Here is a 26,565-nt window from a genome sequence, read left to right as displayed (position 1 = left end):
GTTTTTATTAATGGGCATATCACGGGCATCAGTCGTACTGACCAAAGCGATAGCTAAGCCCTGCGGTGACGGAACTCAGATCGCTGCTCACGCCGATCTGGTTAACATTGCCCACGTTGCTTACCCACTGATACTCCAGGCGGCCCGCCCAGTTTTTATTGAAGGCGTATTCAGTACCCACGGCTGCAAGCGGGCGTACACCGGTTTCAAAACGATTGTGACCACTTACATCGGATTCAGCGCGATAGCCCATTGCGCCGGCACGGCCGTAAATATCCCAGTCATTGGTCAGGGCATAACTGGCCTTCAGAGACAGTTGCAGGCCCTGCGTCTTCATTTGCGCCCCTGCGCCATGCTGGCCTTTAATCTGCATGTTGCCTAAATAATCATAACCACCTTCTACCGCAAGCCATGGGGTAATCTGATAACCCGTATAAACACCCCCGCCGACATTATCATGGTCAAAATCGAAGTGATCGGAATGCGTGTTCTCAAACGCTTTTGAACCCATATTGGTATCAAAATAGTGAGACCAGCCGAATTTCGCCCCGCTATACCAGGTGCCCGCATCCGCGGCGGCGAAGGCGGAAGTGGCGGTAAATACATTAGCCACAATCAATGCGATAACTGTCTTTTTCATAAAAATACCGTTTACTTGATAAAGTTAAATCTGAGAAAGCAAACGATATAGAAAATTAACGGCAGCGTTAATTCCATTTCTGTTTAATTTTAAACTTCCGCTAGAATGATTCGGGTAAATGTCTGACTTCAAGCAGGTATCCGCCGCGCTTAAAGGAGATATATTCTCCCTGCTTAAGGGCGGATAATACATTGAGTATACTGCTGCGAGAGAGCAGTGTACGATCCTGAATATATTCCAGAATCGTGGTACGCAGACGCGTCTCTTCCGGAAGCAAAATCATTTCCTGAAGGTGATTACGAATAACGGAATAGGTACGCTGCTGGAGTACCTGTGCATCACGAAATATTAAATAGGCCGTATGGTATGAAAGCAGCGCGGCGACATCCTCCCAGACGCCCTCGGCGCGAAACAACTCAGCCGCCTTGTCCGCATCGAGACGTAAAATAGTCGACTCCCTTTCCGCACGGAGAAGATGCCCGTGCGTGGGCTGGATCATCTCTGCAATACCAAACAAATGCGGCTCGTAAACGGTCACTACCACCAGTCCATCCGAAGCCCGCAGCAGGGATAACTCCCCTTCCAGAAAGAGGTACATCTGCTGTTTCCCCTTCCGTAACCAGGTGAGTCGCTTACGCGGAACAACGTGCACTTTCTCCGCTATCGGCTCAAGGATGGCGGTCAGTCGTTCGATGGATTTTTCGGGTCGAACAGGCGGTAAAATATGCATGGTACAACCTTCTGACATTCAATATCTGCCATTATAGACCATATATTTTAAGCGGTTAGCCGATCAAAACTGATAGCTGTAGTTGACGCTGGCAAACCAAAGATAAGGATGGTCGTAACTTCCGGCAAACGCCACCGGCGATTTCACATGCGACGACTGCATATGAAGATACGACACGGCAATACCAATATTGCTGGCCGGGGTGATCTGATACTGGGCTCCCGTACCAAATCGCCACTCATCGCCGGTAGGTAAGGTTAAGGCCACATCGCTCTGGCTTTCATACGGCGAGCTGTCGAACGCCACACCGGCATTCAGTCGCCACTGAGGCGTTGGACGATACTGCACGCCCACCGCACCGTGCCACGTGTCCTTCAGGCGGCTGACGTTGTTCAGCTGCTGGTCCCCGACGACGATTTGCGGCGCGCCGAACTGGCTCCAGTCCTGCCAGCCGAGATCGCCCATAACCGACCACCGCGGGTTAATATCATGCACCAGACTGAGCATGATTTGCTGCGGCGCGCTGATCTGTGCCGACACCGGCAGGTCGTAGGTGCCGTTCTGTAGACGCGCGTTGCCGTCAATATTGAAGCTGTAGTCCGTTTCGCTGTTCCAGGTAATACCGGCTCGGGTCTGGTCAGTTAGCTGCATCAGCAGCCCAAGCCGATAGCTCATGGCCAGGTCTTCATCGCGTCGCTGGTAGTCATCATCGTTAACGCTGCGAGTCAGCGAGAAGTAACCGTAGTTAACGTTGGCGGACGCGCCAATCGAAAGACGGTCGTTAAGCTTATAGGCCAGCGAGGGGCTGAGCGTCATGGCTACCATGGTACTCTTTTTAATCAGCCTGTCGCCCGCCCAGCTGCCGTAGTCGATCCCCAGGCCGTAATTACCGTAAAGCCCGATCCCGGCATAAAGATCATCGTTTATCTTCTGGCTATAAAAGGCGCTGGCATTCGGGATGGTTTTCATCACATCGCCGGGGCTTTGATGGGCATCGTTATCCAGCTGGTTGTCGATGGAGCCATCCATAACCTGTACCCCACCGGTGACCATATGATCCGGTAAGCGCGTCATGCCAGCCGGGTTGGTCATGATTGTCGAGGCGTCCTTCGCACGAGCCGCCTGCCCTGCTCCGGCAAGCGCGGTATCTTCGGTGCCGGCTTCATAAAAATAGAGGGCGCTGGCATGGGCACTGGAGACAGCTAATACGCCAGCGCACAGGAGGAGTCGTGTTTTCATCTGTGGTCCGGGAAATAAAAAATTTGCCGACAGATATAACAGGGGCGATTGATTACGTAAAAAGAAAGAGGGTTTAATTTTAAATTATGCGCGGTTCAGCCCCTCTTAATATCTCTGACAATTCAGCGACGTCCGGAATACGACGCCGCTACGTCCTGCACCTGTAATACGCTCAGGTACAGGACGATAAAATCCAGCAACTTTTATACATGTTTATTAGGACTTACTTATAATGCTCCAGATTGGTTTCCGGGCCCGTTCTGGCAATTTCCTGAGCTTTGCCGAAACTTTCAATCAGGCACTTATATTCCGGACAGACATGCTCTGCCAGGATCTCAGCAAAGCGAGAACCTTCCTCGCGGTTCCAGGTTCTCATTAATTCAGCGACAATGGCAAACGTATCGGTAGGGATCGCCCCCGCCTGAGCCACGCGCGCGATGGTGGTATCGGTCGCGATTTTGGACCAGTTCCCCGAGGCATCCACAACACAGTAAACCTTATACCCCTCGTGGACAGCGCTAACCGCAGGGAACGCCATGCAGACGCTGGTGAGCGTGCCGGCAATAATCAGGGTCTTTCTGCCCGTCTTTTCCACTTCCTTCACAAACGCCGGATTATCCCAGGTATTAATCTGCCCGGTGCGTGGAACATACACGGCATGGGGTGCATATTTGTGAATTTCCGGGATGAGCGGGCCATTGGGACCGTCAGGAACAGAGGCCGTGGTGATCACCGGGATATTTAAAAGCGTGGCAACTTTGGCTATCGCTGTCACATAATTACGAAGGTCTGGTACAGGCACATCACGTACCGTGTTGAATAAGCCACTCTGATGGTCGATGAGTAAAATTACAGCGTCATCAGTATCAATCATACCGTTTGTAGCAGCCATATTTCTTTCCTCATGATTTCTTTTACATTGCCGTCAACTCTCCCGGCTCCGCGATTTTACATGCACATGGTCAGGGTATAATGCATTGATAAATCATAATGAATAGTAGTTCGATCCGGTCTGAATACCGCATCATTTCAGGACAATTTCTGGCACGGTACGCTGAGCCATCGACGCTGACGGAAAGCCCTCGTGAGGAGAAAAGATCTTTACAATGCCGTTATGCGGCCATTCGTATTCGTTCGGCTGAAGGCAAGCGTTACTCACTACTGGGATCGCCCTTATCCTCCCGCATGGATTCGATAAACTCCCGTTGCTCCTCTGTGAGTTCAAGCTCATCCAGCAAGCGATCTAACTCTTCTTCAGGTGATTCCTTTTGGTTCTTTCTCTTCCCGGTAGCCATACTCACCCTTGAGTTATTAGGATTAATCTCAGGGTATCCAGGGTACAGGAAATGTGCAACTTAGCGTGTTATGCCATGGGTGATTCGTTGTTAGCAAAAGAAGGCTTTTTACTACGAAAAGAGAGCTTTGTGCCTGTTGCAATAAAGCGAGGCAAATTGCAACGTAAGCAAAGCGGTGTGACGCAGTGGCAACATCAGAATATTTCATGCAGATCCATTGAAATTATTAGGACGCTAATCTTTTCACTTAACAGATCTGAAACGGCACCAGGATATTTTCAGCAACGAGAGATGCGCTTGAGCGAGAAAGAGATCAGCCTCCCAAGCGGGGATGGTATTATCAATGTTCATTTTGTAACTTTCTGATATTTTCCTAACTCTACAGCGTAACTTGACGCATGAGTCCTAACACTAAAAATATCAACATTTGGAATATTTACAGAGCAAATATCTATTAATATTTTTTGGTGAGGCAATGGCATTTTACTTCCAATGAATATGGAGTCTATCGCATCATGAGAATATTTATACAACCCTGGATTTTCGGTAATTATTCTACACTCATATTCATATTCCCAACTAGTGTGTTTAGTATGTATGGCTTGGGTATAAACATTTTTTGAAAGGTCAACCAAATCAAAAAAATCCACGTTATACATTTCATCTTGATAGTGAACTTGAGCAATATTAAAATTCGCCTCATTCAGCTCTTTTAAAGATGATAACAAATACTCCGGCTTAAATTTTATACAGAACCCCTTCATACCATCTGCATAATGAGACCACATCATAACATTACTAACATGTGATGCATCTACATTTGGTATATCACTCGCTAAACAAAATGCACTGATATTTTGAAAGGCACTGTGAAATCTATTATATGTCGTAGATATTGCCTGCTCTATAGTTTTTTTGAAACCTTCCGGAGACTGTTCATAATTCCTCCTGATTATTTCTGAAACTGGTTCTGAAAGAACATTTCTAGGGAGTGTATTACCCATATGCTGAAACAATCTTTCTTTATCAAGTTCTATATCTGGGCGCTTAATCAGAAACTGTCCTTCGAAAGGATCATTAAAGTCAGCCAATCTTGAAAACCAGGCTTTTCCTTCAGCTAAAGCTGATAATGAGTTTATATTTAATGCTGAAAATTTATAAAAGAAAGGAAAAGGTATTCCCATTTTGTAATCCTTGTCTCACTTAAAATTTCGGACAATTGTCTCGATTCATCAACCCAAAACATTATATTCTAAACTATTTGTTGAGCTGTGAGTTAACGATCACATGATGTTTGTGCTATTTATCAGATTTCAAGCAATAGCAGCCATAAAGCCCCGTTAGTGGTACAAGCAACAAGCGGAGCGTAGCGACTTCATCAGATTGTCAGAGAGATCACACCTTATCAGGGTGCTCGTGTACCATTAGGAGCGTGAGCGAAGCGCTGGCAGAGCCGGATCTGTAGCTACCGGGGCATTACCACTATTCACCTGTTTACGTGGCTCACAGGGCCACACATCGGGCTTAAATGCGTGTGATCAGTCTGTTCGGGAGTTATGCCAGGTATGCGGCTTTTTGTTCGTTGTTGTGCTGTCGCGGTAAGAACTTGGAACCACCGCCAGCGTGATGATATGCTCCCTTGTACCACAGACCAATCACGCGACAGGTGCGGGCGTAGAACAATGGGTAGTTTAAGTTGTACCTGCTAAAGCGGAGCAAAGTAACTAACTGATAAATTATAACTTGTTAATTTATGAGGAGACTGGAGCGGGCGAAGGGAATCGAACCCTCGTATAGAGCTTGGGAAGCTCTCGTTCTACCATTGAACTACGCCCGCTTTGAGGTGCGTAAGGCATTATAGACCTTACGCCTCTTCATACAAGCCTTTACCCCACTAAGTGGCGATTAAATAATCATTTAGCACTTCGGCTTACTGCCCTGCGCCGGAAGATAACGCTGCGGATCGATGGCTGTGGCCTTATAGCGGATCTGGAAGTGCAGCTTCACCGTATCCGTCCCGGTACTGCCCATGGTCGCAATCTTCTGCCCCGCCTTCACGTTCTGCCCGTTATTGACCAGCATCGTGTCGTTATGCGCATAAGCAGTAATGTAGTCCTCACCATGCTTAATCATGATCAGGTTACCGTATCCACGAAGCTGGTTACCGACATAGACCACCTTCCCGGCCCCTGAAGCGTAAACCGGTGTGCCGCGTGCGGCAGCGATATCAATACCTTTATTGCCACCTTCCGAGAGCGAGTACGGCGCAACCACTTTTCCGCTTGCAGGCCAGATCCAGCAGCGCTGACCGACCGGCGGCCAGGATGATTTAGGCACCTGATAGGATGGCGTGACTTTGGCTGTTTTACGCGTTGAGGACTTTTTCCCTGAGGAAGAACCGCCGTTAACCTTGAGCTTCTGCCCTACCTCAATAGTATACGGTGGAGAAATATTATTCAGGCGCGCCAGCTCCTTCACGCTGGTTCCCGTGGCGCGTGAGATGCGGTAGAGCGTGTCCCCGCGCTTAACGGTATAGACTGCACCGGAATAACTGCCCATATCCGAAGATTTACTCCCCGAGCATCCTGCTACAAGTAGCGTCAGCGTCAGGCAGAAAACGGCAATGATCGGGTTTCTCGTCAGGCTTCCTGCAAACAAAACAGCTCCTCGGTCAGCGTGAATGGCGCACTATGATAGCAGCCCAAACTGATGCGGGTCATGCCCTTTTCCGCTCTGTGGGCCAAACCGTTCGCATAAGAATGCAGTATAATAATTCCGCTGATGGTGCTGAACCATTAAGCATTTTGGCACTGGAGCATCAATGAGTATTCAAGAACACGTTATTTTGGTAAATGACCAGGGAAAAGTGATTGGCACTCAGGAGAAGTACGCCGCGCACACGTCACACACCCCGCTACACCTGGCCTTCTCTTCATGGCTGTTTAACGCTAACGGAGAATGTCTGATCACCCGTCGCGCCTTAAGTAAAAAAGCCTGGCCCGGCGTATGGACCAACTCCGTTTGCGGTCATCCACAGGCCGACGAAGCGACAGAGCAGGCGATTATCCGCCGCTGCCGCTTTGAAGTCGGCGCCGAAATCACAGACATCACCCCCATTGCCCCGGAGTTCCGCTACCGTGAAGCCGACCCGTCAGGGATCGTTGAAAACGAAATCTGCCCGGTCTATGCCGCCCGCGTAACGAATACCCTCGTAATCAATGACGATGAAGTGATGGAGTATCAGTGGGTGGAGCTGGACGCGCTATTCCGCGCGCTGGACGCCACACCGTGGGCATTTAGCCCGTGGATGGTGCAAGAAGCGAACACTGCGCGTGAAAAACTCAGCGCCTTCGCGGCGCAATAAAAAAGCCCCGGCGATAAACGCACGGGGCTTTTTTTACGTCTTAACGGCTTATTTCACCGGACGCATCGCCGGGAACAGGATCACGTCGCGGATGGTGTGGCTGTTGGTGAACAGCATCACCATACGGTCGATACCAATACCCAGGCCAGCCGTCGGCGGCAGGCCGTGCTCCAGCGCGGTCACGTAGTCTTCGTCGAAGAACATCGCTTCGTCATCGCCTGCCGCTTTCGCGTTAACCTGATCCTGGAAGCGCTGCGCCTGATCTTCTGCATCGTTCAGCTCGCTAAAGCCGTTACCGATTTCGCGGCCACCAATGAAGAATTCGAAGCGGTCAGTGATTTCCGGGTTCTCGTCATTACGACGCGCCAGCGGAGACACTTCCGCCGGGTATTCGGTGATGAAGGTAGGCTGAATCAGGTGCGCTTCGGCCACTTCTTCGAAGATCTCGGTCACGATACGGCCCAGACCCCAGCTCTTCTCAACCTTAATACCGATGCTTTCAGCGATCGCTTTCGCAGAGTCGAAGTTATCCAGATCCGCCATATTGGTTTCAGGACGGTATTTCTTGATCGCTTCGCGCATGGTCAGTTTTTCGAACGGCTTGCCGAAGTCGAACACCTCTTCACCGTAAGGTACCTGGGTGGTGCCCAGAATGTCCTGCGCCAGGGTGCGGAACAGGGATTCGGTCAGCTCGATCAGATCTTTGTAATCCGCATAGGCCATATAGAGTTCCATCATGGTGAACTCTGGGTTATGACGTACGGAGATACCTTCGTTACGGAAGTTACGGTTGATCTCAAACACGCGGTCAAAACCGCCGACCACCAGACGCTTCAGGTACAGTTCCGGCGCGATACGCAGGTACATGTCCAGGTCCAGGGCGTTGTGATGGGTGATGAACGGACGAGCGGAGGCTCCACCTGGGATCACCTGCATCATCGGGGTTTCTACTTCCATAAAGTCGCGGTTAACCATGAACTGGCGAATGCCGGCCATGATCTGGGAGCGAATTTTGAAGGTCTTACGGGATTCATCGTTAGAGATGAGATCCAGGTAACGCTGACGATAGCGCGCTTCCTGATCCTGCAAACCGTGGAACTTGTCCGGCAGCGGGCGCAGGGCTTTGGTCAGCAGACGCAGCTCGGTGCAGTGGATAGACAGTTCACCGGTCTTGGTTTTGAACAGTTTACCTTTAGCGCCCAGGATGTCGCCCAGGTCCCACTTCTTGAACTGCTCGTTGTAGATGCCTTCCGGCAGGTCGTCACGAGAGACGTACAGCTGAATGCGGCCGCCAACGTCCTGTAAGGTCACGAAGGACGCTTTACCCATGATACGACGGGTCATCATGCGGCCCGCCACGGACACTTCAACGTTCAGCGCTTCCAGCTCTTCGTTCTCTTTACCGTCGAAGTCTGCGTGCAGTTGGTCTGAGGTGTGGTCACGACGAAAATCGTTCGGGAACGGCACGCCCTGCTCGCGCAGCGCTGCCAGCTTCTCGCGGCGGGTTTTCAGTTCGTTGTTAAGATCGACTACCGCGTCAGCGCCCTGTGCTTGTTGTTCAGACATGTTGGTTCCTCATAACCCTGCTTTCAAACTTGCTTCGATAAATTGGTCCAGGCTGCCGTCCAGCACCGCCTGCGTGTTACGGGTTTCAACCCCGGTGCGCAGGTCTTTGATGCGGGAGTCATCAAGGACGTAAGAACGGATCTGGCTGCCCCAGCCGATATCGGACTTGTTGTCTTCCATCGCCTGCTTCTCAGCATTTTTCTTCTGCATCTCCAGCTCATAAAGCTTCGCTTTCATCTGCTTCATGGCCTGGTCTTTGTTCTTATGCTGGGAACGGTCGTTCTGGCACTGTGTTACCAGCCCGGTTGGAATGTGGGTAATACGCACCGCAGATTCCGTACGGTTAACGTGCTGACCACCCGCGCCGGATGCGCGGTAAACGTCGATACGCAGGTCCGCCGGGTTGATGTCGATATCGATATCTTCATCCACTTCCGGGTAGACAAACGCGGAGCTGAAGGAGGTGTGACGACGGCCGCCGGAATCGAACGGGCTCTTACGCACCAGGCGGTGAACGCCGGTTTCAGTACGTAGCCAGCCGTAGGCGTAATCGCCAATAATCTTGATGGTGACGGATTTGATACCCGCCACTTCACCTTCGGATTCTTCGATAATCTCGGTTTTGAAACCGCGCGCTTCCGCCCAGCGCAGGTACATGCGCATCAGCATGCTCGCCCAGTCCTGTGCTTCGGTACCGCCAGAACCTGCCTGAATATCGAGATAGCAGTCAGCGCTATCGTATTCGCCGGAGAACATGCGACGGAATTCCAGCTGCGCCAGCTTCTCTTCCAGCACGTCGAGCTCTGCCACGGCTTCGTTAAAGGTTTCTTCGTCGTCGGCTTCGACAGCCAGCTCCAGCAGCCCAGAAACATCTTCCAGACCCTGCGCCATTTGATCCAGCGTATCTACGATGGCTTCGAGGGAAGAACGCTCTTTACCCAGCGCCTGCGCGCGTTCAGGTTCGTTCCAGACGTCCGGCTGTTCCAGCTCGGCGTTTACTTCTTCGAGACGCTCTTTCTTGGCATCGTAGTCAAAGATACCCCCTAAGAACGTCAGAGCGCTCCGTGAGGTCCTGAATGCGGTTTTTTACCGGATTAATTTCAAACATGGTCTGTTTTCTTTTATGAGCTTGTCAAAATGCGGTGATAAGAGCGGGATTGTACCGAATCCACGCCCTTTTTTATAGAGATTACTGACGCTAAATTGGCCAGATATTGTCGATGATGAGCTGAAGGGAGCGGTTACCACGGAACTCGTTAATATCCAGCTTATAGGCCAGCTCAACCTCGCGCACGCCGTTGTCCGGCCAGATGGAGGTATCAACGTTAAAGGCGATGCCGTCGAGCAGCGGTCCGCCGCCGACCGGTTCCACCATCACTTTGAGATGGCGTTCGCCCACGATGCGCTGTTGCAACAAACGAAAACGTCCGTCGAAAAGCGGCTCCGGAAACATCTGCCCCCACGGGCCGGCATCGCGCAGCATCTGCGCCACCTCCATGGTCATTTCAGCCGGTGAAAGCTCACCGTCAGAAACCACTTCACCCTGCAACAGAGCCGGATCGATCCACTCGGTGACCAGTTCGCCAAACAGACGCTGGAACTCGTCGAACTTCGCCTCTTCCAGCGACAGGCCTGCCGCCATCGCGTGACCGCCGAACTTAATCATCAGGTTCGGATGCAGCGTATCCAGACGCTCCAGCGCATCGCGCATATGCAGCCCCTGAATGGAACGACCGGAGCCTTTCAGCGTGCCGTCCCCGGCGGGGGCGAACGCGATCACCGGGCGGTGGAAACGCTCTTTAATACGCGACGCCAGAATGCCCACCACGCCCTGGTGCCATTCGGGGTGATACATCGCCAGCCCGCCCGGCAGGGTGTCACCGCTGCGCTCCAGCTTTTCGCAAAGGGTCAGTGCTTCGGCCTGCATCCCCTGCTCAATCTCTTTACGGGTCTGGTTGAGTGCGTCCAGCTCACTGGCCAGCACGCGCGCTTCGCCGATGTTGTCACACAGGAGCAGCGCGACGCCAACCGACATATCGTCCAGCCGCCCCGCCGCGTTCAGGCGCGGGCCGAGGGCAAAACCCAAATCGCTTGCCGCGAGCTTCAGCGGATCGCGGTTGGCAATTTCCAGCAGCGCCTTAATCCCCGGACGGCATTTACCTGCCCGAATGCGGCTTAAGCCCTGCCAGGTGAGAATACGGTTATTGGTATCGAGCGGCACCACGTCCGCCACGGTTCCCAGCGCCACCAGATCGAGATACTCCGCGAGGTTCGGCACGGCAATCCCGCGCGATTCGAACCAGCCCTTATCACGCAGCAACGTGCGTAACGCCAGCATCAGATAAAACGCCACCCCTACTCCGGCCAGCGATTTCGACGGGAAATCGCAGTCGCGCAGGTTCGGGTTAATGATGGCTTCGGCGGCAGGCAGGGTTTCTCCTGGCAGGTGGTGATCGGTGACCAGTACCGGGATCCCCAGCGCATGGGCATGATCGACCCCCGCATGAGAAGAGATCCCGTTATCCACGGTCATGATCATCTGTGCGCCACGGGCATGGGCCTGATCGACCACTTCCGGGCTGAGGCCGTAGCCGTCTTCAAACCGGTTCGGCACCAGGTAAGCCACGTTATCGCAGCCCAGCGCACGCAGGCTGAGTACGCTCAGCGCGGTACTGGTTGCGCCGTCGGCATCGAAATCGCCCACCACGACAATCCGCGTGCCTTCCCGGAACGCGTCGTAGAGCATTTCACTCGCTTGTTCGATGCCACTCAGCGCTTGCCAGGGCAGCATGCCTTTGACGCTGCGCTCAAGATCGCTTGCCGTACGCACGCCACGGCTGGCGTACAGCCGCTTTAGCAGCAGCGGAAGCGTGTCTGGTAAATCCGCGGTTTCACCCGCATCGCGGCGGCGCAGTTTTATCGGGGCTTTCACGCGAATTATTTACCACCCATCTGTTTCTGGTGCTCGTCGAGGAACGCTTTCATCTCTTTTGGCCCCTGGTAGCCCGGCACCACATAGCCGTTACTCAGCACAATGGCTGGCGTACCGCTCACGCCAAACTGTACGCCCAGCGCGTAATGGTTAGCGATGTCGATATCGCAGGACGCGGGCTTCACGCCTTTGCCGTTCATCGCGTCATCAAAGGCCTTGTTGCGGTCTTTCGCACACCAGATCGCTTTCATATCCTGCTCAGGCTGGCTCTGCACGCCAGCACGTGGGAAAGCCAGGTAACGCACGGTAATGCCCAGCGCGTTGTAGTCTTTCATCTCTTCATGCAGCTTGTGGCAGTAGCCGCAGGTGATGTCGGTGAAGACGGTAATAACGTGCTTTTCCTGCGCCGCTTTGTAGACAATCATCTCTTTTTCGAGCGCGTTCAGGTTTTTCATCAGCAGCTGGTTGGTGACGTTCACCGGCTGCGCGCCGCTCACGTCGTACATGGGTCCCTGAATGATGTGCTTACCGTCTTCGGTCACGTACAGCACGCCGCTGTTGGTCAGCACCGTTTTCATGCCAGCCACCGGCGCTGGCTGGATCTCGCTGCTGGCGACGCCGAGTTTCGTCAGAGACTGTTTAATGGCGGCATCATCCGCATGGGCAAAACCGGAAACCGAAGCTGCCAGCAGGGTGAACAGCGCTAAAGACTTTTTCATATATGTTCCTGTAACAATTCGTCGGCACTCACGCGCGAGGGTGGTGCTGTTGGTGTAGCTGCCGCAGGCGTTCCGTCGCGACATGGGTGTATATTTGCGTCGTTGAAAGATCGCTGTGTCCAAGCAACATCTGCACCACGCGTAAATCAGCGCCGTGGTTTAACAGATGCGTCGCGAAGGCGTGACGCAAAACGTGCGGCGACAGCTTCTCACTGTCAATACCCGCCAGTGTGGCGTAATGTTTAATGCGATGCCAGAACGTTTGTCGCGTCATCTGCTGCGCGCGCTGGCTCGGGAACAATACATCTATGGAGACGCCGTTCAGCAGCCACGGACGCCCGTGTTCCAGATACGTCTCCAGCCAGTAGACCGCCTCTTCACCCAGCGGCACCAGCCGTTCTTTGTTCCCTTTACCGATAACGCGCACCACGCCCTGACGCAGGCTGATATCGCTCATCGTCAGGCCCACCAGCTCGGAAACGCGCAAGCCCGTGGCATACAATAGTTCAAGCATGGCTTTATCGCGTAACTCCAGCGGAAGGTCAACTGCGGGCGACTGTAATAATCTCTCAACTTGTGCTTCGCTGAGATCTTTTGGCAGCCGCTGAGGCAGTTTAGGCGATGCCAGCAGTGCGCTGGGGTCATCCGCGCGGATCTTCTCGCGGTACAGGTGCTGGAACAGGCGGCGCATGGCGCTCAGCAGACGCGCGGAGCTGGTGGCTTTGTACCCCCCTTCCATCCGCTCAGCCAGCAACCCTTGCAGGTCATCGCTTTGCGCGCTTTCAAGCGTCAGCCCCCGATGCGCCAGCCACTCGACCAGCAGCGTGAGATCCCGACGATAGGCGCTGAGCGTATTTTCAGCGAGGTTTTTCTCCAGCCACAGCGCGTCGAGAAACTGTTCGATGAGTGCGAGATCCTTTTCCACATCAGCCCCTTTGGTTCTGCAATCTGGCCATTATGCCTGATTGCCATCGGTTTCTGGTACACTACGCGCAAAGTCATAGCAAGAATTGAGATAGTTACGCGATGAATATTGGTCTGTTCTATGGTTCCAGCACCTGCTACACCGAAATGGCGGCGGAGAAAATTCGTGACATCATTGGCCCGGAACTGGTGACGTTGCATAACCTGAAAGATGACGCGGTTGCCTTGATGGAGCAGTACGATGTGCTGATTCTGGGTATCCCTACCTGGGACTTTGGTGAGATTCAGGAAGACTGGGAAGCCATCTGGGATCAGCTCGATTCAGTCAATTTTGAAGGCAAAATCATTGCGATGTATGGCATGGGCGACCAGCTGGGCTACGGGGAGTGGTTCCTCGACGCGCTCGGCATGCTGCATGACAAACTGGCGCCAAAGGGCGCGACGTTTATCGGCTACTGGCCTACGGAAGGCTATGAGTTCACCAGCCCAAAACCCGTCATTGCCGACGGCCAGCTGTTTGTCGGGCTCGCGCTGGATGAAACCAACCAGTACGATCTCAGCGACGAGCGCCTCCAGACCTGGTGCGAACAAATTCTGGGTGAGATGGCCGAGCAGTTTAGCTGATTTATTCCTGCGTTGGCTGTTGCACGATTAGCCGGCGCAGATCCCGCCACTCCGCGGGATCCATACTGTCTGCGGCCAGCCACAGGTGCTGGCGACGGTTATCCTCGACCCGACGCAGCCGTAGCATCATCCCGGTGTTGAGCATCCACGGCGTCCCTATCATTTCCCACTCTTTTCCCTGCCAGCGCAGGCGAGAATCCATCAGCAGCTTAATTTCACCCTGACGGGCGTTGATTCGACGCTGGCTGCGCACGCTATCAAACACCACAAACGACAGCAAAAGCAGCCACAGAGGGGTATAGCTTAGCGGCCACGGCACCAATAACACCATTGCCGCGACCAGACCGTGGAGCAGTAAGGACATCCACTGTGAGCGCCACGAGACGCGAAGATCAGATTGCCACAGGACCACGTTCCTGATTCCGTGTTTGAATTAATTGCACCATCCGTTGCAACTCGGTGTCGGCGGGCTTGCCGTGATTCATCAGCCAGTTGAATAAATCCGGATCGTCAGACTCAAGCAGACGGACAAACAGGCGCTTATCGTCATCGCTTAAGCTGTCGTACTCATACTCGAAGAAAGGCATGATGGAGATATCAAGTTCACGCATGCCGCGACGGCACGCCCAGTGAATACGGGCCTTGTTGTTAATATCCATGTTCTGTTTCCTGCATTACGTTTGGCACAGTCGGTATCCCGTTTGGTATTCATTATTGCTCTCCGGGAACACCTGCTAGTGTAACGTGTTTTTGACCGTTTCTTTACTGGAATATTGCGAACCTCGAGCAGGCTTCCTGAATAATCCTTATAAAGACAGCGGATTACACTATTTTGCGTAGCGCCACGCATAACCGCGTAATGGCACGAATGGCCTGCTGAAAGCGCTTGCATTGAATACAGTCTCTTTTACCATTAGGTATTATCAAAGCGTTAAGCAATTCAGGACATCACTATGGCATTTACACCATTTTCTCCTCGCCAGCCCGCCGCCTCTGCGCGTCTGCCGCTGACGCTGATTACTCTTGATGACTGGGCACTGGCGACACTGACCGGTGCGGACAGCGAAAAATACCTGCAAGGCCAGGTCACGGCGGACGTGGCGCAGTTGACTGAGCACCAGCATCTGCTGGCCGCGCATTGCGATCCAAAAGGCAAAATGTGGAGCAACCTGCGTCTGTTCCGCCGTCAGGACGGATTCGCCTTTATTGAGCGCCGCAGCCTGCGTGACGCCCAGCTTAAAGAGCTAAAAAAATACGCGGTCTTTTCTAAAGTCACCATCGCCCCGGACGATGAACACGTTCTGCTGGGGGTCGCGGGTTTCCAGGCGCGTGCAGCGCTGAAAAACCTGTTTGCCGAGCTACCGGATGCTGAAAAACAGCTGGTCAGCGAGGGAGCGACCTCCATTCTGTGGTTCGAACACCCGGCGGAGCGCTTCCTGCTGGTAACCGACGAAGCAACGGCGGAACGCGTCACTGACGCCCTGCGCGGTGAAGCACAGCTCAACAACAGCCAGCAGTGGCTGGCGCTGAACATCGAAGCGGGCCTGCCGGTCATTGACGCGGCAAACAGCGCGCAGTTTATCCCGCAGGCGACAAACATCCAGGCGCTGGGTGGTATCAGCTTTAAGAAGGGCTGCTACACCGGTCAGGAAATGGTGGCGCGTGCGAAATTCCGCGGCGCGAACAAACGCGCCCTGTGGACGCTGGCTGGTCACGCCAGCCGTGTGCCGGAAGCGGGTGAAGATCTTGAGATGAAGATGGGCGAAAACTGGCGCCGTACCGGCACCGTGTTAGCCGCCGTCCAGCTCGATGATGGCCGCCTGCTGGTGCAGGTTGTCATGAATAATGATATGGAGCCCGACAGCGTGTTCCGCGTGCGTGATGATGCAAACACGCTCAGCATTGAGCCGCTGCCGTATTCACTGGAAGATTGATGCTGTATCGCCCGGTGTTGATATTCACCCTCTCCCTGTGGGAGAGGGTCGGGGTGAGGGCATCAGACCGCACCTTACAAAAAAACTACACCTGCCCAACATACAGATAAATTGCCAGGAAGTGACACACGCTGCCGCCCAGCACAAAGCCGTGCCAGATGGCATGGTTGTACGGAATACGCTTGCAGACGTAGAAAATCACGCCCAGCGAGTAGACCACACCGCCCACCGCCAGAAGCGTCACGCCCCCCACCGCCAGCTTAATGGCTAACTGATACACCACAATCAGCGACAGCCAGCCCATTGTCAGATAGGTAACCAGCGACAACACTTTAAACCGGTGCGCAATGGTCAGCTTAAACAGGATCCCCAGCAGCGCCAGGCTCCAGATCACAATCATCAGGCCACGCGACAGCGGTGAGTTGAGCCCCACCAGCAAAAACGGCGTATAGGTACCCGCAATAAGAAGATAGATAGCGCAGTGGTCAAATTTCTTGAGCCATATCTTCGCCCGTTGATGCGGAATCGCGTGATACAGCGTTGAGGCAAGGAAAAGCAGGATCATACTCCCGCCATACAGGCTGTAGCTGGTAATGGCCATCGCGCTGGCGTTGGTATCCACTGCCTGTACCAGCAATAACACTAAGCCGACAATCCCAAAAACCAGGCCAATGCCATGGCTTATACTGTTGGCTACTTCCTCAGCCAGCGAATATCCCTGTGCGATTAATGGTCTGCTCACCATACTTAACTCCGGGAAAACAAAAGATGATTATTCATCGCCAGTCTATGCTAACTGAGAATGATTCCAGTGAACACCTGTTAGCTAAAATAAATCCATAATCAAGATTTATCATTATAAATCAGTACAATGCAAAAGCAATCCACCGCACAGGTGTAAATGATTTTATTAACACCTGAGTAATCAAGGAGATAAATCCGTCTCCCGCCCTTCGTCATCATGGTATGCTTCAGGAATAGTGTCCGACAGCGAGTTTAGCCATTGTGAGTATGTTCAGCCATTCCGCCATTGCCAGCCTCAACAATCTGGAAATGATGGTCTACAACTATGTCATTAAGAACCGCGATAAAGTGATGTACATGACCATCCGCGAGCTGGCGGATGCGGTGGGCGTTTCCACTACCACTATCCTGCGCTTCTGCCGCAAGCTCAACTGTGATGGTTACTCGGAATTTCGGGTGCGCTTTAAACTCTATCTGGAGCAGAACGAGCCGCAGCAGGCGAATTTTGGTGCCAGTGAAATTATCAGCTTCTTTAAAAGCGTAAATAACGAAGAGTTTGATGCGCTATTAGATAAAGCCGTCGATATTATTTTATCATCTGAACGAATTATTTTTGTCGGTGCGGGCACCTCCGGATCGCTGGCAAAATATGGCGCACGTTTCTTTTCAAATATCGGCAAATTCAGTAACCATATCGACGATCCTTATTTCCCGGTCACTAACGACATGGCTAAAAATGCGCTGGCCATTGTACTCTCCGTCTCCGGCGAAACCGAGGAGATCCTGCGCTTCGCCAGCCAGTTCAGCCTGCATCACTGCAAGGTGCTCTCCGTCACCAGCCATGAACATTCTCGTCTCGCAAAGCTGGCGGACTTTAACCTCTCCTGGCATGTCCCGCAAACGCGTATTGGCGGCGTTTACGATATCACCACGCAAATTCCCGTCATCTATATTCTGGAATCATTAGGCCGAAAACTGGCGAAGAAATTAACAGAATAAAACATCCTGTTTTTTTGATGTGACAAATTACAATTTCCACAAATTGTTATATCGTGACATTTAATTCCGCTTTGCTAGACTCGAAATCAATAAGTCCTGAATTGAGAATAGCAAAGATGAAAAAACTCACCTTACCGAAAGATTTTTTATGGGGCGGCGCGGTGGCGGCGCACCAGGTTGAAGGCGGCTGGAACAAAGGCGGCAAAGGGCCAAGCATCTGCGACGTGCTCACCGGCGGCGCACACGGCGTTCCGCGTGAAATCACGCAGGAAGTGATTGAAGGCAAATATTACCCGAACCACGAAGCCGTCGACTTCTATGGCCATTACAAAGAAGATATTAAGCTGTTTGCCGAGATGGGCTTCAAATGTTTCCGTACCTCCATCGCCTGGACGCGCATCTTCCCGAAAGGCGACGAAACTCAGCCAAACGAAGAGGGGCTGAAGTTTTACGACGACATGTTCGATGAACTGCTGAAGTACAACATCGAGCCGGTGATCACCCTCTCCCACTTTGAAATGCCGCTGCATCTCGTTCAGGAATATGGCGGATGGACCAACCGTAAAGTGGTCGATTTCTTTGTGCGCTTCTCGGAAGTGGTATTTGAGCGCTACAAAAATAAGGTCAAATACTGGATGACCTTCAACGAAATCAACAACCAGCGCAACTGGCGTGCGCCGCTGTTCGGCTACTGCTGCTCTGGCGTGGTCTATACCGAGCACGACAACCCGGAAGAGACCATGTACCAGGTGCTGCACCACCAGTTCGTGGCCAGCGCGCTGGCGGTGAAAGCCGCACGCCGCATTAACCCGGAGATGAAAGTCGGCTGCATGCTGGCGATGGTGGCGCTCTATCCTTACTCCTGCAAGCCAGAGGACGTCATGTTTGCTCAGGAATCCATGCGCGAGCGCTACGTCTTTACCGACGTGCAGCTGCGCGGCTACTACCCGTCTTACGTGCTGAACGAGTGGGAGCGCCGTGGGTTCTCCATCAGGATGGAAGCGGGCGACGAGCAGATCCTGCGTGAGGGCACCTGCGACTACTTAGGTTTCAGCTACTACATGACCAACGCGGTCAAAGCGGAAGGCGGCACCGGTGACGCCATTTCCGGCTTCGAGGGCAGCGTGCCGAACCCGCACGTCAAGGCGTCCGACTGGGGCTGGCAGATTGATCCGGTAGGCCTGCGCTATTCGCTGTGCGAACTGTACGAACGTTATCAGAAGCCGCTGTTTATCGTCGAAAATGGTTTCGGCGCCTACGACAAAGTGGAAGAGGACGGCAGCATCAACGATGACTACCGCATCGACTACCTGCGCGCCCACGTGGAAGAGATGATGAAGGCCGTGACCTGGGACGGCGTGGATCTGATGGGCTATACCCCGTGGGGCTGCATCGACTGCGTCTCCTTCACCACCGGCCAGTACAGCAAGCGCTACGGCTTTATCTACGTCAACAAGCACGACGACGGCACCGGCGACATGTCCCGCTCCCGTAAGAAAAGCTTTGAGTGGTACAAAACCGTGATTGCCAGCAACGGCGAAACGCTGTAACGGCTCGCCCTCTCTGCAAGCGGAGAGGGCAAACCGCTTATCTTCCAGACACTTCTTTACAGCTTTTGCGTTGCCAAAATATGTTCGCCCGATAATATAGGCGTCCTGAATATTTGAGGCGAACATGATCAAGCGACAACGCAACGCTATCCTGCTTGTAGCCCTGGCCTGCCTGGTGGTGCTGATATGCACCGCCCAGCGGATGGCCGGGATGCACGCGCTTGTCATGAACGTCACCGCCACGAGCCAGTCTGTCCAGCAGGGGCAGGAGAGTACCGACGCACCGGTAACCCCGTGTGAGCTTAGCGCCAAGTCGCTGATGTCGGTCCCGCCTGTTTTGTTTGAAGGCGCCCTGATTGCCGTCACCCTGCTGCTGGCGTTGCTGGCAGCCAGTCCACCGCGCCGCGAACGGCAGTGGCCTCCCCGCGTTATCTCCCCGCCCCGGTTAAGGGTGCATCTGCGATTATGCGTCTTCCGTGAATGAGCCTTCGCCTGTTACTTCAGGTTAATTCATCATTTACGGAGATAATTTATGTTTACTGTATTCAGGCGACTGCTGGTCTGCCTGCTTTGGCTATGGCTGCCCCTCAGCCAGGCTGCCGACAGCGGCTGGCTGCGCGCCGCCGATAATCAGCACGCCAGCGTCAGGCTGCGTGCGCAACCCGAAAGCACTGGCGAAACCCGCCTGCTGCTGGACGTCGCCCTGCAAAAAGGCTGGAAAACCTACTGGCGCTCGCCGGGCGAAGGGGGCGTCGCACCCGCGATTAAATGGCATCAGCCCGTCGAGGTGAAATGGCGCTGGCCTGTGCCGCAGCGTTTCGACGTCGCGGGTATCGCCACGCAGGGCTATCACGGCGATGTCAGCTTTCCCATCACCCTGCGGGGCGACGTCCCGAAGATCCTGAGCGGCGTGCTTACGCTCTCCACCTGTAGCAACGTCTGTATTCTTACCGACTACCCGTTTTCACTGAACATGACCGCATCCGCAGGCGCCGGTTTTGATTACGATTTCAGTCGGGCCATGGGCACCCTTCCGCTCAGCGGCGGGTTGACCTCAACGCTTAACGCCACCTATGCCCCCGGCAAGCTGACCGTAACGGCGCAGCGTGACGCAGGCTGGCAGGCGCCGTCCCTGTTTATCGACGGTATGGATGATGTTGATTTCGGCAAACCGGCCCTCACCGTACGCGGTGATTCGCTGGTCGCCACCGTGCCCGTGACGGACAGCTGGGGCGAGGCCGCGCCCAACCTCAGCGGCAAAACCCTGTCGCTGGTTCTGGCCGATAGCGGGCAGGCGCAGGAGTCCAGCCTGAGCATTCAGCCGGGGAACGCCGCGCCGACGCTCTCGTTAGGCTGGGTGCTGCTGATGGCGCTGGCGGGCGGTCTGATCCTTAACGTCATGCCCTGCGTACTGCCCGTGCTGGCCATGAAGCTGGGCACGCTGATTCAAACCGAACGGCAGGCGCGGGGTCAGGTACGCCGACAGTTTCTTGCATCGGTAGCCGGGATCGTGATCTCGTTCCTCGCGCTGGCGCTGATGATGACGGTTTTACGCTTAGGCAATCAGGCACTCGGCTGGGGGATCCAGTTCCAGAACCCGTGGTTTATTGGTGCGATGGCGATGGTGATGGTGCTTTTCAGCGCCAGCCTGCTGGGGTTGTTTGAAATCCGTCTCCCTTCCGTCGCCAGCACCTTCCTCGCCACGCGCGGCGGTAACGGGCTTGCGGGTCATTTCTGGCAAGGCGCGTTTGCCACGCTGCTTGCAACGCCCTGCACCGCGCCGTTCCTGGGTACGGCGGTCTCGGTCGCGCTGGCGGCGCCGCTTCCCCTGCTGTGGGGGATCTTCCTGGCGATGGGTATCGGCATGAGCCTGCCGTGGCTGCTGGTGGCGGCCTGGCCGGGGCTGGCCCAGCGCTTGCCGCGTCCGGGACGCTGGATGAACGTCGTACGCGTAGTGCTGGGGATAATGATGCTCGGCTCATCGCTGTGGCTGCTGAGCCTGCTGACGGTGCACATTGGCAGCCTGCCCGTCATCACGCTGGGCGTGCTCCTGATCCTTACGCTGCTGCTGGTCACCGCCTGGCGCTACCGCTGGCAAACGGCACTGCGCGCCGGGGTATTAGCTGTAGTGGTGGCCGGAGCAGTCGCGTTTGTATCCGGCTCCGGCGGCGAGGGTTCCCGCCGCGATCGTATCCACTGGCAACCGCTCAGCGAGCAGGCCATTGCCCGCGCGCTGGCGGAGAACAAACGGGTGTTCGTCGACGTGACCGCCGACTGGTGCGTGACCTGTAAAGCCAATAAATACAACGTGCTGCTGCGCGACGACGTGCAGGATGCGCTCTCCGCCCCGGACGTTGTCGCCCTGCGCGGCGACTGGAGCCGCCCCTCAGATACCATCAGCCAGTTCTTAACCACGCGCGGCAGCGCCGCCGTGCCGTTTAACCAGATCTACGGACCGGGATTACCGCAGGGCCACGTGCTGCCTGCGTTGTTAAGCCGCGAAGCGGTGCTGAGCACCCTGTCCGATGCAAAAGGAAAATAACATGAGAGCCTTAATTGCCTTACTTCTGCTGTCGTTATCAACGTTCGGTTTCGCCGCACCGTCAGATGACGCTTCCAGCGACCAGCTGGCAAAACTGTTGTTTAACGACCCCAACAGCCCGCGAACCGGCGCGGCATCGCCGAAGCTGACCATCGTCTCCTTCACGGACTACAACTGCCCGTATTGCAAGCAGTTCGACCCAATGCTTGAGAAAATTGTGCAGGAAAATCCCGACGTGCAGCTCATCGTCAAACTGCTGCCGTTTAAGGGACAAAGCTCGGTAAATGCCGCGAAAGCGGCGCTCTCGACGTGGCAGCAGGCGCCGGATAAATTCTGGGCGCTGCATCAGCGGCTGATGATGAAAAAGGGCTATCACGATGACGCCAGCATCGCCGCCGCAAAGGTCAAGACCGGAACGGACAGCATTAAAACGGATGATAAAACCCTGGATAGCCTAAAGATGAACCTCATCCTGGCGCAGGTGCTGAATATTCAGGGTACCCCGGCGACCATTATCGGCGACCAGATGGTGGCGGGCGCCATTCCGTATGACGACCTGGAGGGGCTGGTCAAAGAACAGCTGGCAAACGCCCGTGGCAAGTAAGCTTCCGCGCCTGCTGCGCGAGCTGGGCGTGTGGCTGCTGATTGGCGTAGCCGTGAGCCTGGCGGTGGACTATTTCCGCCAGCCCGCGCTGCCGCAGAATTTCTCCGCGACGGCACTGCACATCCTCGACGGTCAGCCCGTCGATCTTATCGCCATGAGTAAGGAGCGACCGCTGCTGGTCTACGTCTGGGCGACATGGTGCGGCGTTTGCCGCTACACCACGCCGTCGGTGGCGGCGCTTGCCGCGGACGGGGGTAACGTGATGTCGGTTGCGCTGCGCTCGGGCGATAACGCGACGCTCGAAACATGGATGAGGAAGAAGAAGGCGATGATGCCCACGGTCAACGACGCCAGCGGAGAACTGGCGCGTGAGTGGGACGTTAAGGTGACGCCAACGCTGGTGGTGATCTCTCACGGTGAGGTGAAGTCGATCACCACCGGCTGGACCAGCGGCTGGGGAATGCGCCTGCGGCTGTGGCTGGCGTCTTAGCGTTACTTCCCGCCAGCCAGCTCCAGGAAGCTACCGGTAACATAGGAGGCTTTGTCGCTCAGCAGCCAGGCAATGGCCTGGGCGACCTCCTCCGGCTGACCGCCACGCTGCATCGGTAACATCGACTTCACCCGATCCACACGCCCCGGCTCGCCGCCGGAGGCGTGAATATCGGTATAAATCAGGCCTGGCCGCACGCCGTTAACGCGAATGCCCTGTGCCGCCACCTCCAGCGCGAGGCCGGTAGTCAGGGAATCCACCGCCCCTTTGGAGGCGGCATAATCCACATATTCCCCCGGCGCTCCCAGCCGTGATGCCGCCGAGGAGACATTCACAATCGCGCCGCCCTTGCCGCCGTGTTTATGCGACATGCGCTTCACCGCTTCACGGCAGCAGAGAAAATAGCCGGTGACGTTGGTAGCCAGCACGCGGTTAATACGTTCAGCGGAGAGGTTTTCAATGGTGGATTGTTCAAACAAAATTCCGGCGTTGTTCACCAGTGCGGCGAGCGGCTCACCTTCGCGATCGAGGCTGGCGAACATCGCCATCACCTGCGCTTCATCGCTGATGTCCGCGCGCATGGCAAAGGCTTTACCGCCCGCGTCCACGATCTGATTAATGACCACTGTCGCGGCTTTGATGTTATGATGAAAATTCACCGCAACGGTGTAGCCTTCGCTTGCCAGCTGTAGCGCGGTGGCTTTACCAATACCCCGGCTGGCGCCGGTGACCAGTGCAATTGCCATTCTTTTCTCCCAATAAAAAAGCCGGGTAGCGGCTTCGCTTTACCCGGCCTACGTTACTACAGGAACAACGTTACTGGTATTCGCTCATCGGTACGCAGGAGCAGAACAGGTTACGGTCGCCGTAAACATCATCAAGACGTTTCACGGTTGGCCAGTATTTGTTTACCACACCTGCCGGGAAGACAGCCAGTTCGCGGGTATAACCGTGGTTCCACTCTGCCACCAGTTCGTTCTGGGTATGCGGCGCGTTAACCAGCGGGTTATCTTCCAGCGTCCACTCCCCGCCTTTCACGCGGTCGATTTCGCTGCGGATCGCCAGCATGGCGTTGATAAAGCGATCCAGTTCCACCTTGCTTTCAGACTCGGTCGGCTCAACCATCAGCGTTCCCGCAACCGGGAAGGACATGGTTGGCGCGTGGAATCCGTAGTCGATCAGGCGCTTGGCAATATCCAGCTCGCTGATGCCCGTCTCTTCTTTCAGAGGACGAATATCGAGGATGCATTCGTGCGCCACGCGACCGTCGCGGCCGGTATAGAGCACCGGATAGGCGTCCTTCAGACGCGTTGCGATGTAGTTGGCGTTGAGGATCGCCACCTGGCTGGCCTGCTTCAGCCCTTCCGCGCCCATCATGCGGATATACATCCAGCTGATTGGCAGGATAGAGGCGCTGCCGAACGGTGCCGCGGAGACCGCGCCCTGACGGGTCAGCATGCCTTCAATCTGCACCACGCTGTGGCCCGGCACAAACGGTGCCAGGTGCGCTTTCACGCCGATTGGGCCCATGCCCGGGCCGCCACCGCCGTGCGGAATGCAGAACGTTTTATGCAGGTTCAGGTGCGACACGTCCGCGCCAATAAAGCCCGGAGAGGTGATGCCCACCTGGGCGTTCATGTTTGCGCCGTCGAGGTAAACCTGGCCGCCGAACTGATGCACCACTTCACACACTTCACGGATAGTTTCTTCGTACACGCCGTGGGTGGACGGGTAGGTCACCATGATGCAGGAGAGTTTGTCGCCCGCCTGCTCGGCTTTGGCGCGCAGGTCGGCCAGATCGATGTTGCCGTTTTTGTCGCACGCCACAACCACCACTTCCATTCCTGCCATCTGGGCAGAAGCCGGGTTGGTACCGTGGGCAGAGCTTGGGATCAGGCAGATATCACGGTGGCCTTCATTGCGGCTTTCGTGATAGTGACGGATCGCCAGCAGACCAGCGTATTCACCCTGCGCACCGGAGTTCGGCTGCATGCAGAGCGCGTCGTACCCGGTCAGCTTCACCAGCCAGTCGGAGAGCTGGTTGATCATCATGTGATAACCTTCCGCCTGCTCAGCCGGGCAGAACGGGTGCAGCTCAGAGAATTCAGGCCAGGTAATTGGGATCATCTCAGCCGCGGCGTTCAGCTTCATGGTGCAGGAGCCCAGCGGGATCATCGCCTGGTTCAGCGCCAGATCTTTACGTTCCAGCGAGTGCATGTAACGCATCATCTCGGTTTCGCTGTGATAGCGGTTGAACACCGGATGAGTCAGGATCGCGTCGTCGCGCAGCATGCTTTCCTGAATGGAGCGGCTGTCGAGCGCAACCTCTTTGTCGAGCGTATCAACGTCCAGACCGTGTGCGTCACCCAGCAATACGTTGAACAGGGTCAGGATATCGTCACGGGTGGTGCTTTCGTCCAGCGTAATGCCGACCGCATTGTGAATGTCGCTGCGCAGGTTGATTTGCGCTGCCTCGGCGCGCGCCAGCACGGCCGCTTTGTCTGCCACCTCGACGCACAGGGTGTCGAAATAGTGTTCATGACGCAGTCTGAGACCTTTCTGTTGCAGACCGCAGGCCAGGATATCGGCCAGACGGTGGATGCGGCAGGCAATGCGCTTCAGGCCAGCCGGACCGTGGAACACCGCGTACAGGCTGGCAATGTTAGCCAGCAGTACCTGCGAGGTACAGATGTTGGAGTTCGCTTTCTCGCGGCGGATATGCTGCTCGCGGGTCTGCATCGCCATGCGCAGCGCGGTGTTACCGGCGGCATCTTTCGATACGCCGATAATACGGCCTGGCATGGAGCGTTTAAATTCATCTTTCGCGCCAAAGAACGCCGCGTGCGGGCCGCCGTAGCCCATCGGCACGCCGAAACGCTGGGCTGAGCCGAAGACAATATCCGCGCCCTGTTTACCTGGCGCCGTCAGCAGCACCAGTGCCATAAAATCAGCGGCGACGCTAATAATAACCTTACGGGATTTCAGCTCGGCGATCAGTGCGCCGTAGTCGTGCACTTCCCCGGTGGTGCCCACCTGCTGCAACAGCACGCCGAAGACGTCCTGGTGATCCAGCACTTTTTCAGCGTCGTCGACAATCACCTCAAAGCCGAAGGTTTCCGCACGGGTGCGCACCACGTCCAGCGTCTGGGGATGCACGTCCGCCGCGACGAAGAAGCGGTTGGCGTTTTTCAGTTTGCTCACGCGCTTCGCCATCGCCATCGCTTCGGCGGCGGCGGTGGCTTCATCCAGCAGCGAGGCAGAGGCGATATCCATACCGGTCAGATCCAGCGTCACCTGCTGGAAGTTCAGCAGCGCTTCCAGACGGCCCTGGGAGACTTCTGGCTGATATGGGGTATAAGCGGTGTACCAGCCCGGGTTTTCCAGCATGTTACGCAGGATCACCGGCGGTAACTGCACGTTGGTGTAGCCCATGCCAATGTAAGACTTATAGCGCTTGTTAAGGCTGGCGATGGCCTTAAGCTCCGCCAGCGCGGCGAACTCCGTCGTGGACTCGCCTACCTGCGGCGGCGTGGCAAGCTGGATGTCCTTTGGCACGATCTGGCCGATCAGTGCGTTTAATGAATCCGCGCCAACTGTCTTCAGCATCTCCTGCTGTTGCTGAGCATCCGGCCCAATGTGACGTTCAATGAAGGCGCCACGGTTTTCAAG

Annotated in this window: 27 protein-coding genes and 1 tRNA gene; 10 read left to right on the top strand and 18 right to left on the bottom strand. The window is 55.1% G+C overall.

Annotated features, from left to right (window positions below; genetic code table 11):
* Positions 1-28: 28 nt before the first annotated feature.
* The 5 genes from ACOTXD_RS01910 to ACOTXD_RS01890 all read right to left on the bottom strand — a co-directional run bounded on the left by ACOTXD_RS01910 (position 29) and on the right by ACOTXD_RS01890 (position 3,904).
* Positions 29-640, bottom strand: coding sequence for an outer membrane beta-barrel protein (locus tag ACOTXD_RS01910; RefSeq protein WP_003862873.1), 612 nt, complete (start codon positions 638-640; stop codon positions 29-31).
* Positions 641-740: 100 nt separating this feature from the next.
* Complete coding sequence (locus ACOTXD_RS01905) at positions 741-1,370, bottom strand: winged helix-turn-helix transcriptional regulator (protein ID WP_061856279.1); 630 nt, start codon at positions 1,368-1,370, stop codon at positions 741-743.
* Between the two features lie 63 nt (positions 1,371-1,433).
* A complete protein-coding gene (locus ACOTXD_RS01900; RefSeq protein ID WP_061856280.1) occupies positions 1,434-2,609 on the bottom strand; it encodes an OmpP1/FadL family transporter in 1,176 nt (391 codons plus the stop codon).
* Between the two features lie 223 nt (positions 2,610-2,832).
* Positions 2,833-3,501 carry an isochorismatase family protein gene (locus ACOTXD_RS01895; RefSeq protein ID WP_032610080.1) on the bottom strand — a complete coding sequence of 223 codons (669 nt, stop codon included), beginning with the start codon at positions 3,499-3,501 and terminating at the stop codon, positions 2,833-2,835.
* A gap of 259 nt (positions 3,502-3,760) precedes the next feature.
* Complete coding sequence (locus ACOTXD_RS01890) at positions 3,761-3,904, bottom strand: hypothetical protein (RefSeq protein ID WP_015571788.1); 144 nt, start codon at positions 3,902-3,904, stop codon at positions 3,761-3,763.
* Between the two features lie 51 nt (positions 3,905-3,955).
* Here ACOTXD_RS01890 and ACOTXD_RS01885 point away from each other — a divergent pair, with 51 nt between their 5' ends.
* Positions 3,956-4,270 (top strand): hypothetical protein, encoded by a 315-nt coding sequence (locus ACOTXD_RS01885; protein WP_126501285.1) that lies wholly within the window; start codon positions 3,956-3,958, stop codon positions 4,268-4,270.
* Here ACOTXD_RS01885 and ACOTXD_RS01880 read toward each other — a convergent pair.
* The 3 genes from ACOTXD_RS01880 to actS form a co-directional block, all read right to left on the bottom strand.
* Entirely contained in the window at positions 4,252-5,088 is an 837-nt protein-coding gene (locus ACOTXD_RS01880) for a DUF2971 domain-containing protein (protein WP_073970447.1), read from the bottom strand. The genes ACOTXD_RS01885 and ACOTXD_RS01880 overlap by 19 nt on opposite strands.
* A gap of 579 nt (positions 5,089-5,667) precedes the next feature.
* Positions 5,668-5,741: transfer RNA gene (locus ACOTXD_RS01875), tRNA-Gly, on the bottom strand.
* A gap of 80 nt (positions 5,742-5,821) precedes the next feature.
* Entirely contained in the window at positions 5,822-6,562 is a 741-nt protein-coding gene (gene actS / locus ACOTXD_RS01870; protein WP_022651807.1) for an amidase activator ActS, read from the bottom strand.
* 163 nt (positions 6,563-6,725) lie between these two features.
* Between actS and idi the strand changes: the two genes are divergently transcribed.
* Positions 6,726-7,268: an isopentenyl-diphosphate Delta-isomerase gene (idi, locus tag ACOTXD_RS01865; RefSeq protein WP_061856282.1), complete on the top strand. Its 543-nt coding sequence runs from the start codon at positions 6,726-6,728 to the stop codon at positions 7,266-7,268.
* Between the two features lie 48 nt (positions 7,269-7,316).
* Here idi and lysS read toward each other — a convergent pair whose 3' ends face one another.
* From lysS to xerD, 5 genes are all read right to left on the bottom strand, one after another.
* On the bottom strand, positions 7,317-8,834 hold the full coding sequence (gene lysS, locus ACOTXD_RS01860; protein ID WP_003863452.1) for a lysine--tRNA ligase: 1,518 nt from the start codon (positions 8,832-8,834) through the stop codon (positions 7,317-7,319).
* A gap of 9 nt (positions 8,835-8,843) precedes the next feature.
* Positions 8,844-9,942, bottom strand: a protein-coding gene (gene prfB / locus ACOTXD_RS01855; protein ID WP_096147815.1) for a peptide chain release factor 2 whose coding sequence is annotated in 2 segments (ribosomal slippage) — positions 8,844-9,866 and positions 9,868-9,942 — 1,098 coding nt in all. Because the reading frame shifts where the segments join, the coding sequence is not laid out codon by codon here.
* 90 nt (positions 9,943-10,032) lie between these two features.
* The gene (gene recJ / locus ACOTXD_RS01850; protein WP_048242034.1) at positions 10,033-11,766 is read right to left on the bottom strand and encodes a single-stranded-DNA-specific exonuclease RecJ; all 1,734 of its coding nucleotides are present in this window, start codon (positions 11,764-11,766) and stop codon (positions 10,033-10,035) included.
* A 5-nt stretch (positions 11,767-11,771) separates the two neighbouring features.
* Positions 11,772-12,485, bottom strand: coding sequence for a bifunctional protein-disulfide isomerase/oxidoreductase DsbC (gene dsbC / locus ACOTXD_RS01845; protein WP_003863443.1), 714 nt, complete (start codon positions 12,483-12,485; stop codon positions 11,772-11,774).
* A 28-nt stretch (positions 12,486-12,513) separates the two neighbouring features.
* Positions 12,514-13,410 carry a site-specific tyrosine recombinase XerD gene (xerD, locus tag ACOTXD_RS01840; RefSeq protein ID WP_003863442.1) on the bottom strand — a complete coding sequence of 299 codons (897 nt, stop codon included), beginning with the start codon at positions 13,408-13,410 and terminating at the stop codon, positions 12,514-12,516.
* 101 nt (positions 13,411-13,511) lie between these two features.
* Between xerD and fldB the strand changes: the two genes are divergently transcribed.
* The gene (gene fldB / locus ACOTXD_RS01835; RefSeq protein WP_003863440.1) at positions 13,512-14,033 is read left to right on the top strand and encodes a flavodoxin FldB; all 522 of its coding nucleotides are present in this window, start codon (positions 13,512-13,514) and stop codon (positions 14,031-14,033) included.
* Between the two features lies 1 nt (position 14,034).
* Here the strand turns inward: fldB and ACOTXD_RS01830 are convergent, their stop codons facing one another.
* Positions 14,035-14,445: a protein YgfX gene (locus ACOTXD_RS01830; RefSeq protein WP_022649305.1), complete on the bottom strand. Its 411-nt coding sequence runs from the start codon at positions 14,443-14,445 to the stop codon at positions 14,035-14,037.
* Positions 14,426-14,692 carry an FAD assembly factor SdhE gene (gene sdhE, locus ACOTXD_RS01825; RefSeq protein ID WP_003863437.1) on the bottom strand — a complete coding sequence of 89 codons (267 nt, stop codon included), beginning with the start codon at positions 14,690-14,692 and terminating at the stop codon, positions 14,426-14,428. The genes ACOTXD_RS01830 and sdhE overlap by 20 nt, the downstream gene beginning before the upstream one ends.
* Positions 14,693-14,986: 294 nt before the next feature.
* Between sdhE and ygfZ the strand changes: the two genes are divergently transcribed.
* Positions 14,987-15,967 carry a tRNA-modifying protein YgfZ gene (ygfZ, locus tag ACOTXD_RS01820; protein WP_022649306.1) on the top strand — a complete coding sequence of 327 codons (981 nt, stop codon included), beginning with the start codon at positions 14,987-14,989 and terminating at the stop codon, positions 15,965-15,967.
* Positions 15,968-16,052: 85 nt separating this feature from the next.
* Here ygfZ and trhA read toward each other — a convergent pair whose 3' ends face one another.
* A complete protein-coding gene (gene trhA / locus ACOTXD_RS01815; RefSeq protein WP_003863433.1) occupies positions 16,053-16,712 on the bottom strand; it encodes a PAQR family membrane homeostasis protein TrhA in 660 nt (219 codons plus the stop codon).
* A gap of 266 nt (positions 16,713-16,978) precedes the next feature.
* On the opposite strand from trhA, the gene ACOTXD_RS01810 reads away from it, so the two are divergent.
* From ACOTXD_RS01810 to ACOTXD_RS01785, 6 genes are all read left to right on the top strand, one after another.
* A complete protein-coding gene (locus tag ACOTXD_RS01810; protein WP_003863431.1) occupies positions 16,979-17,710 on the top strand; it encodes a MurR/RpiR family transcriptional regulator in 732 nt (243 codons plus the stop codon).
* A gap of 116 nt (positions 17,711-17,826) precedes the next feature.
* Positions 17,827-19,260 (top strand): 6-phospho-beta-glucosidase BglA, encoded by a 1,434-nt coding sequence (bglA, locus tag ACOTXD_RS01805; protein ID WP_003863430.1) that lies wholly within the window; start codon positions 17,827-17,829, stop codon positions 19,258-19,260.
* 124 nt (positions 19,261-19,384) lie between these two features.
* A complete protein-coding gene (locus ACOTXD_RS01800; protein ID WP_003863427.1) occupies positions 19,385-19,744 on the top strand; it encodes a hypothetical protein in 360 nt (119 codons plus the stop codon).
* 48 nt (positions 19,745-19,792) lie between these two features.
* The gene (locus ACOTXD_RS01795; RefSeq protein WP_061856844.1) at positions 19,793-21,802 is read left to right on the top strand and encodes a protein-disulfide reductase DsbD family protein; all 2,010 of its coding nucleotides are present in this window, start codon (positions 19,793-19,795) and stop codon (positions 21,800-21,802) included.
* 1 nt (position 21,803) lies between these two features.
* Complete coding sequence (locus ACOTXD_RS01790) at positions 21,804-22,406, top strand: DsbA family protein (protein WP_045350799.1); 603 nt, start codon at positions 21,804-21,806, stop codon at positions 22,404-22,406.
* A complete protein-coding gene (locus ACOTXD_RS01785; protein ID WP_421766363.1) occupies positions 22,396-22,896 on the top strand; it encodes a protein disulfide oxidoreductase in 501 nt (166 codons plus the stop codon). Before ACOTXD_RS01790 ends, ACOTXD_RS01785 begins: the two co-directional genes overlap by 11 nt.
* 2 nt (positions 22,897-22,898) lie before the next feature.
* Here the strand turns inward: ACOTXD_RS01785 and ACOTXD_RS01780 are convergent, their stop codons facing one another.
* Together ACOTXD_RS01780 and gcvP are read right to left on the bottom strand one after the other, a co-directional pair.
* Entirely contained in the window at positions 22,899-23,642 is a 744-nt protein-coding gene (locus tag ACOTXD_RS01780) for an SDR family oxidoreductase (protein WP_061856843.1), read from the bottom strand.
* 70 nt (positions 23,643-23,712) lie between these two features.
* Positions 23,713-26,565 (bottom strand): aminomethyl-transferring glycine dehydrogenase (gcvP, locus tag ACOTXD_RS01775; RefSeq protein WP_421766362.1); only part of this gene is annotated, 2,853 nt, incomplete at its 5' end.

It is taken from the genome of Enterobacter cloacae complex sp. CDL013 (assembly GCF_049238805.1).
Taxonomy (GTDB): domain Bacteria; phylum Pseudomonadota; class Gammaproteobacteria; order Enterobacterales; family Enterobacteriaceae; genus Enterobacter; species Enterobacter hormaechei_C.
Note: the sequence above shows the minus strand (reverse complement) of the source record. Positions and strands in the feature narration are given on the sequence as shown.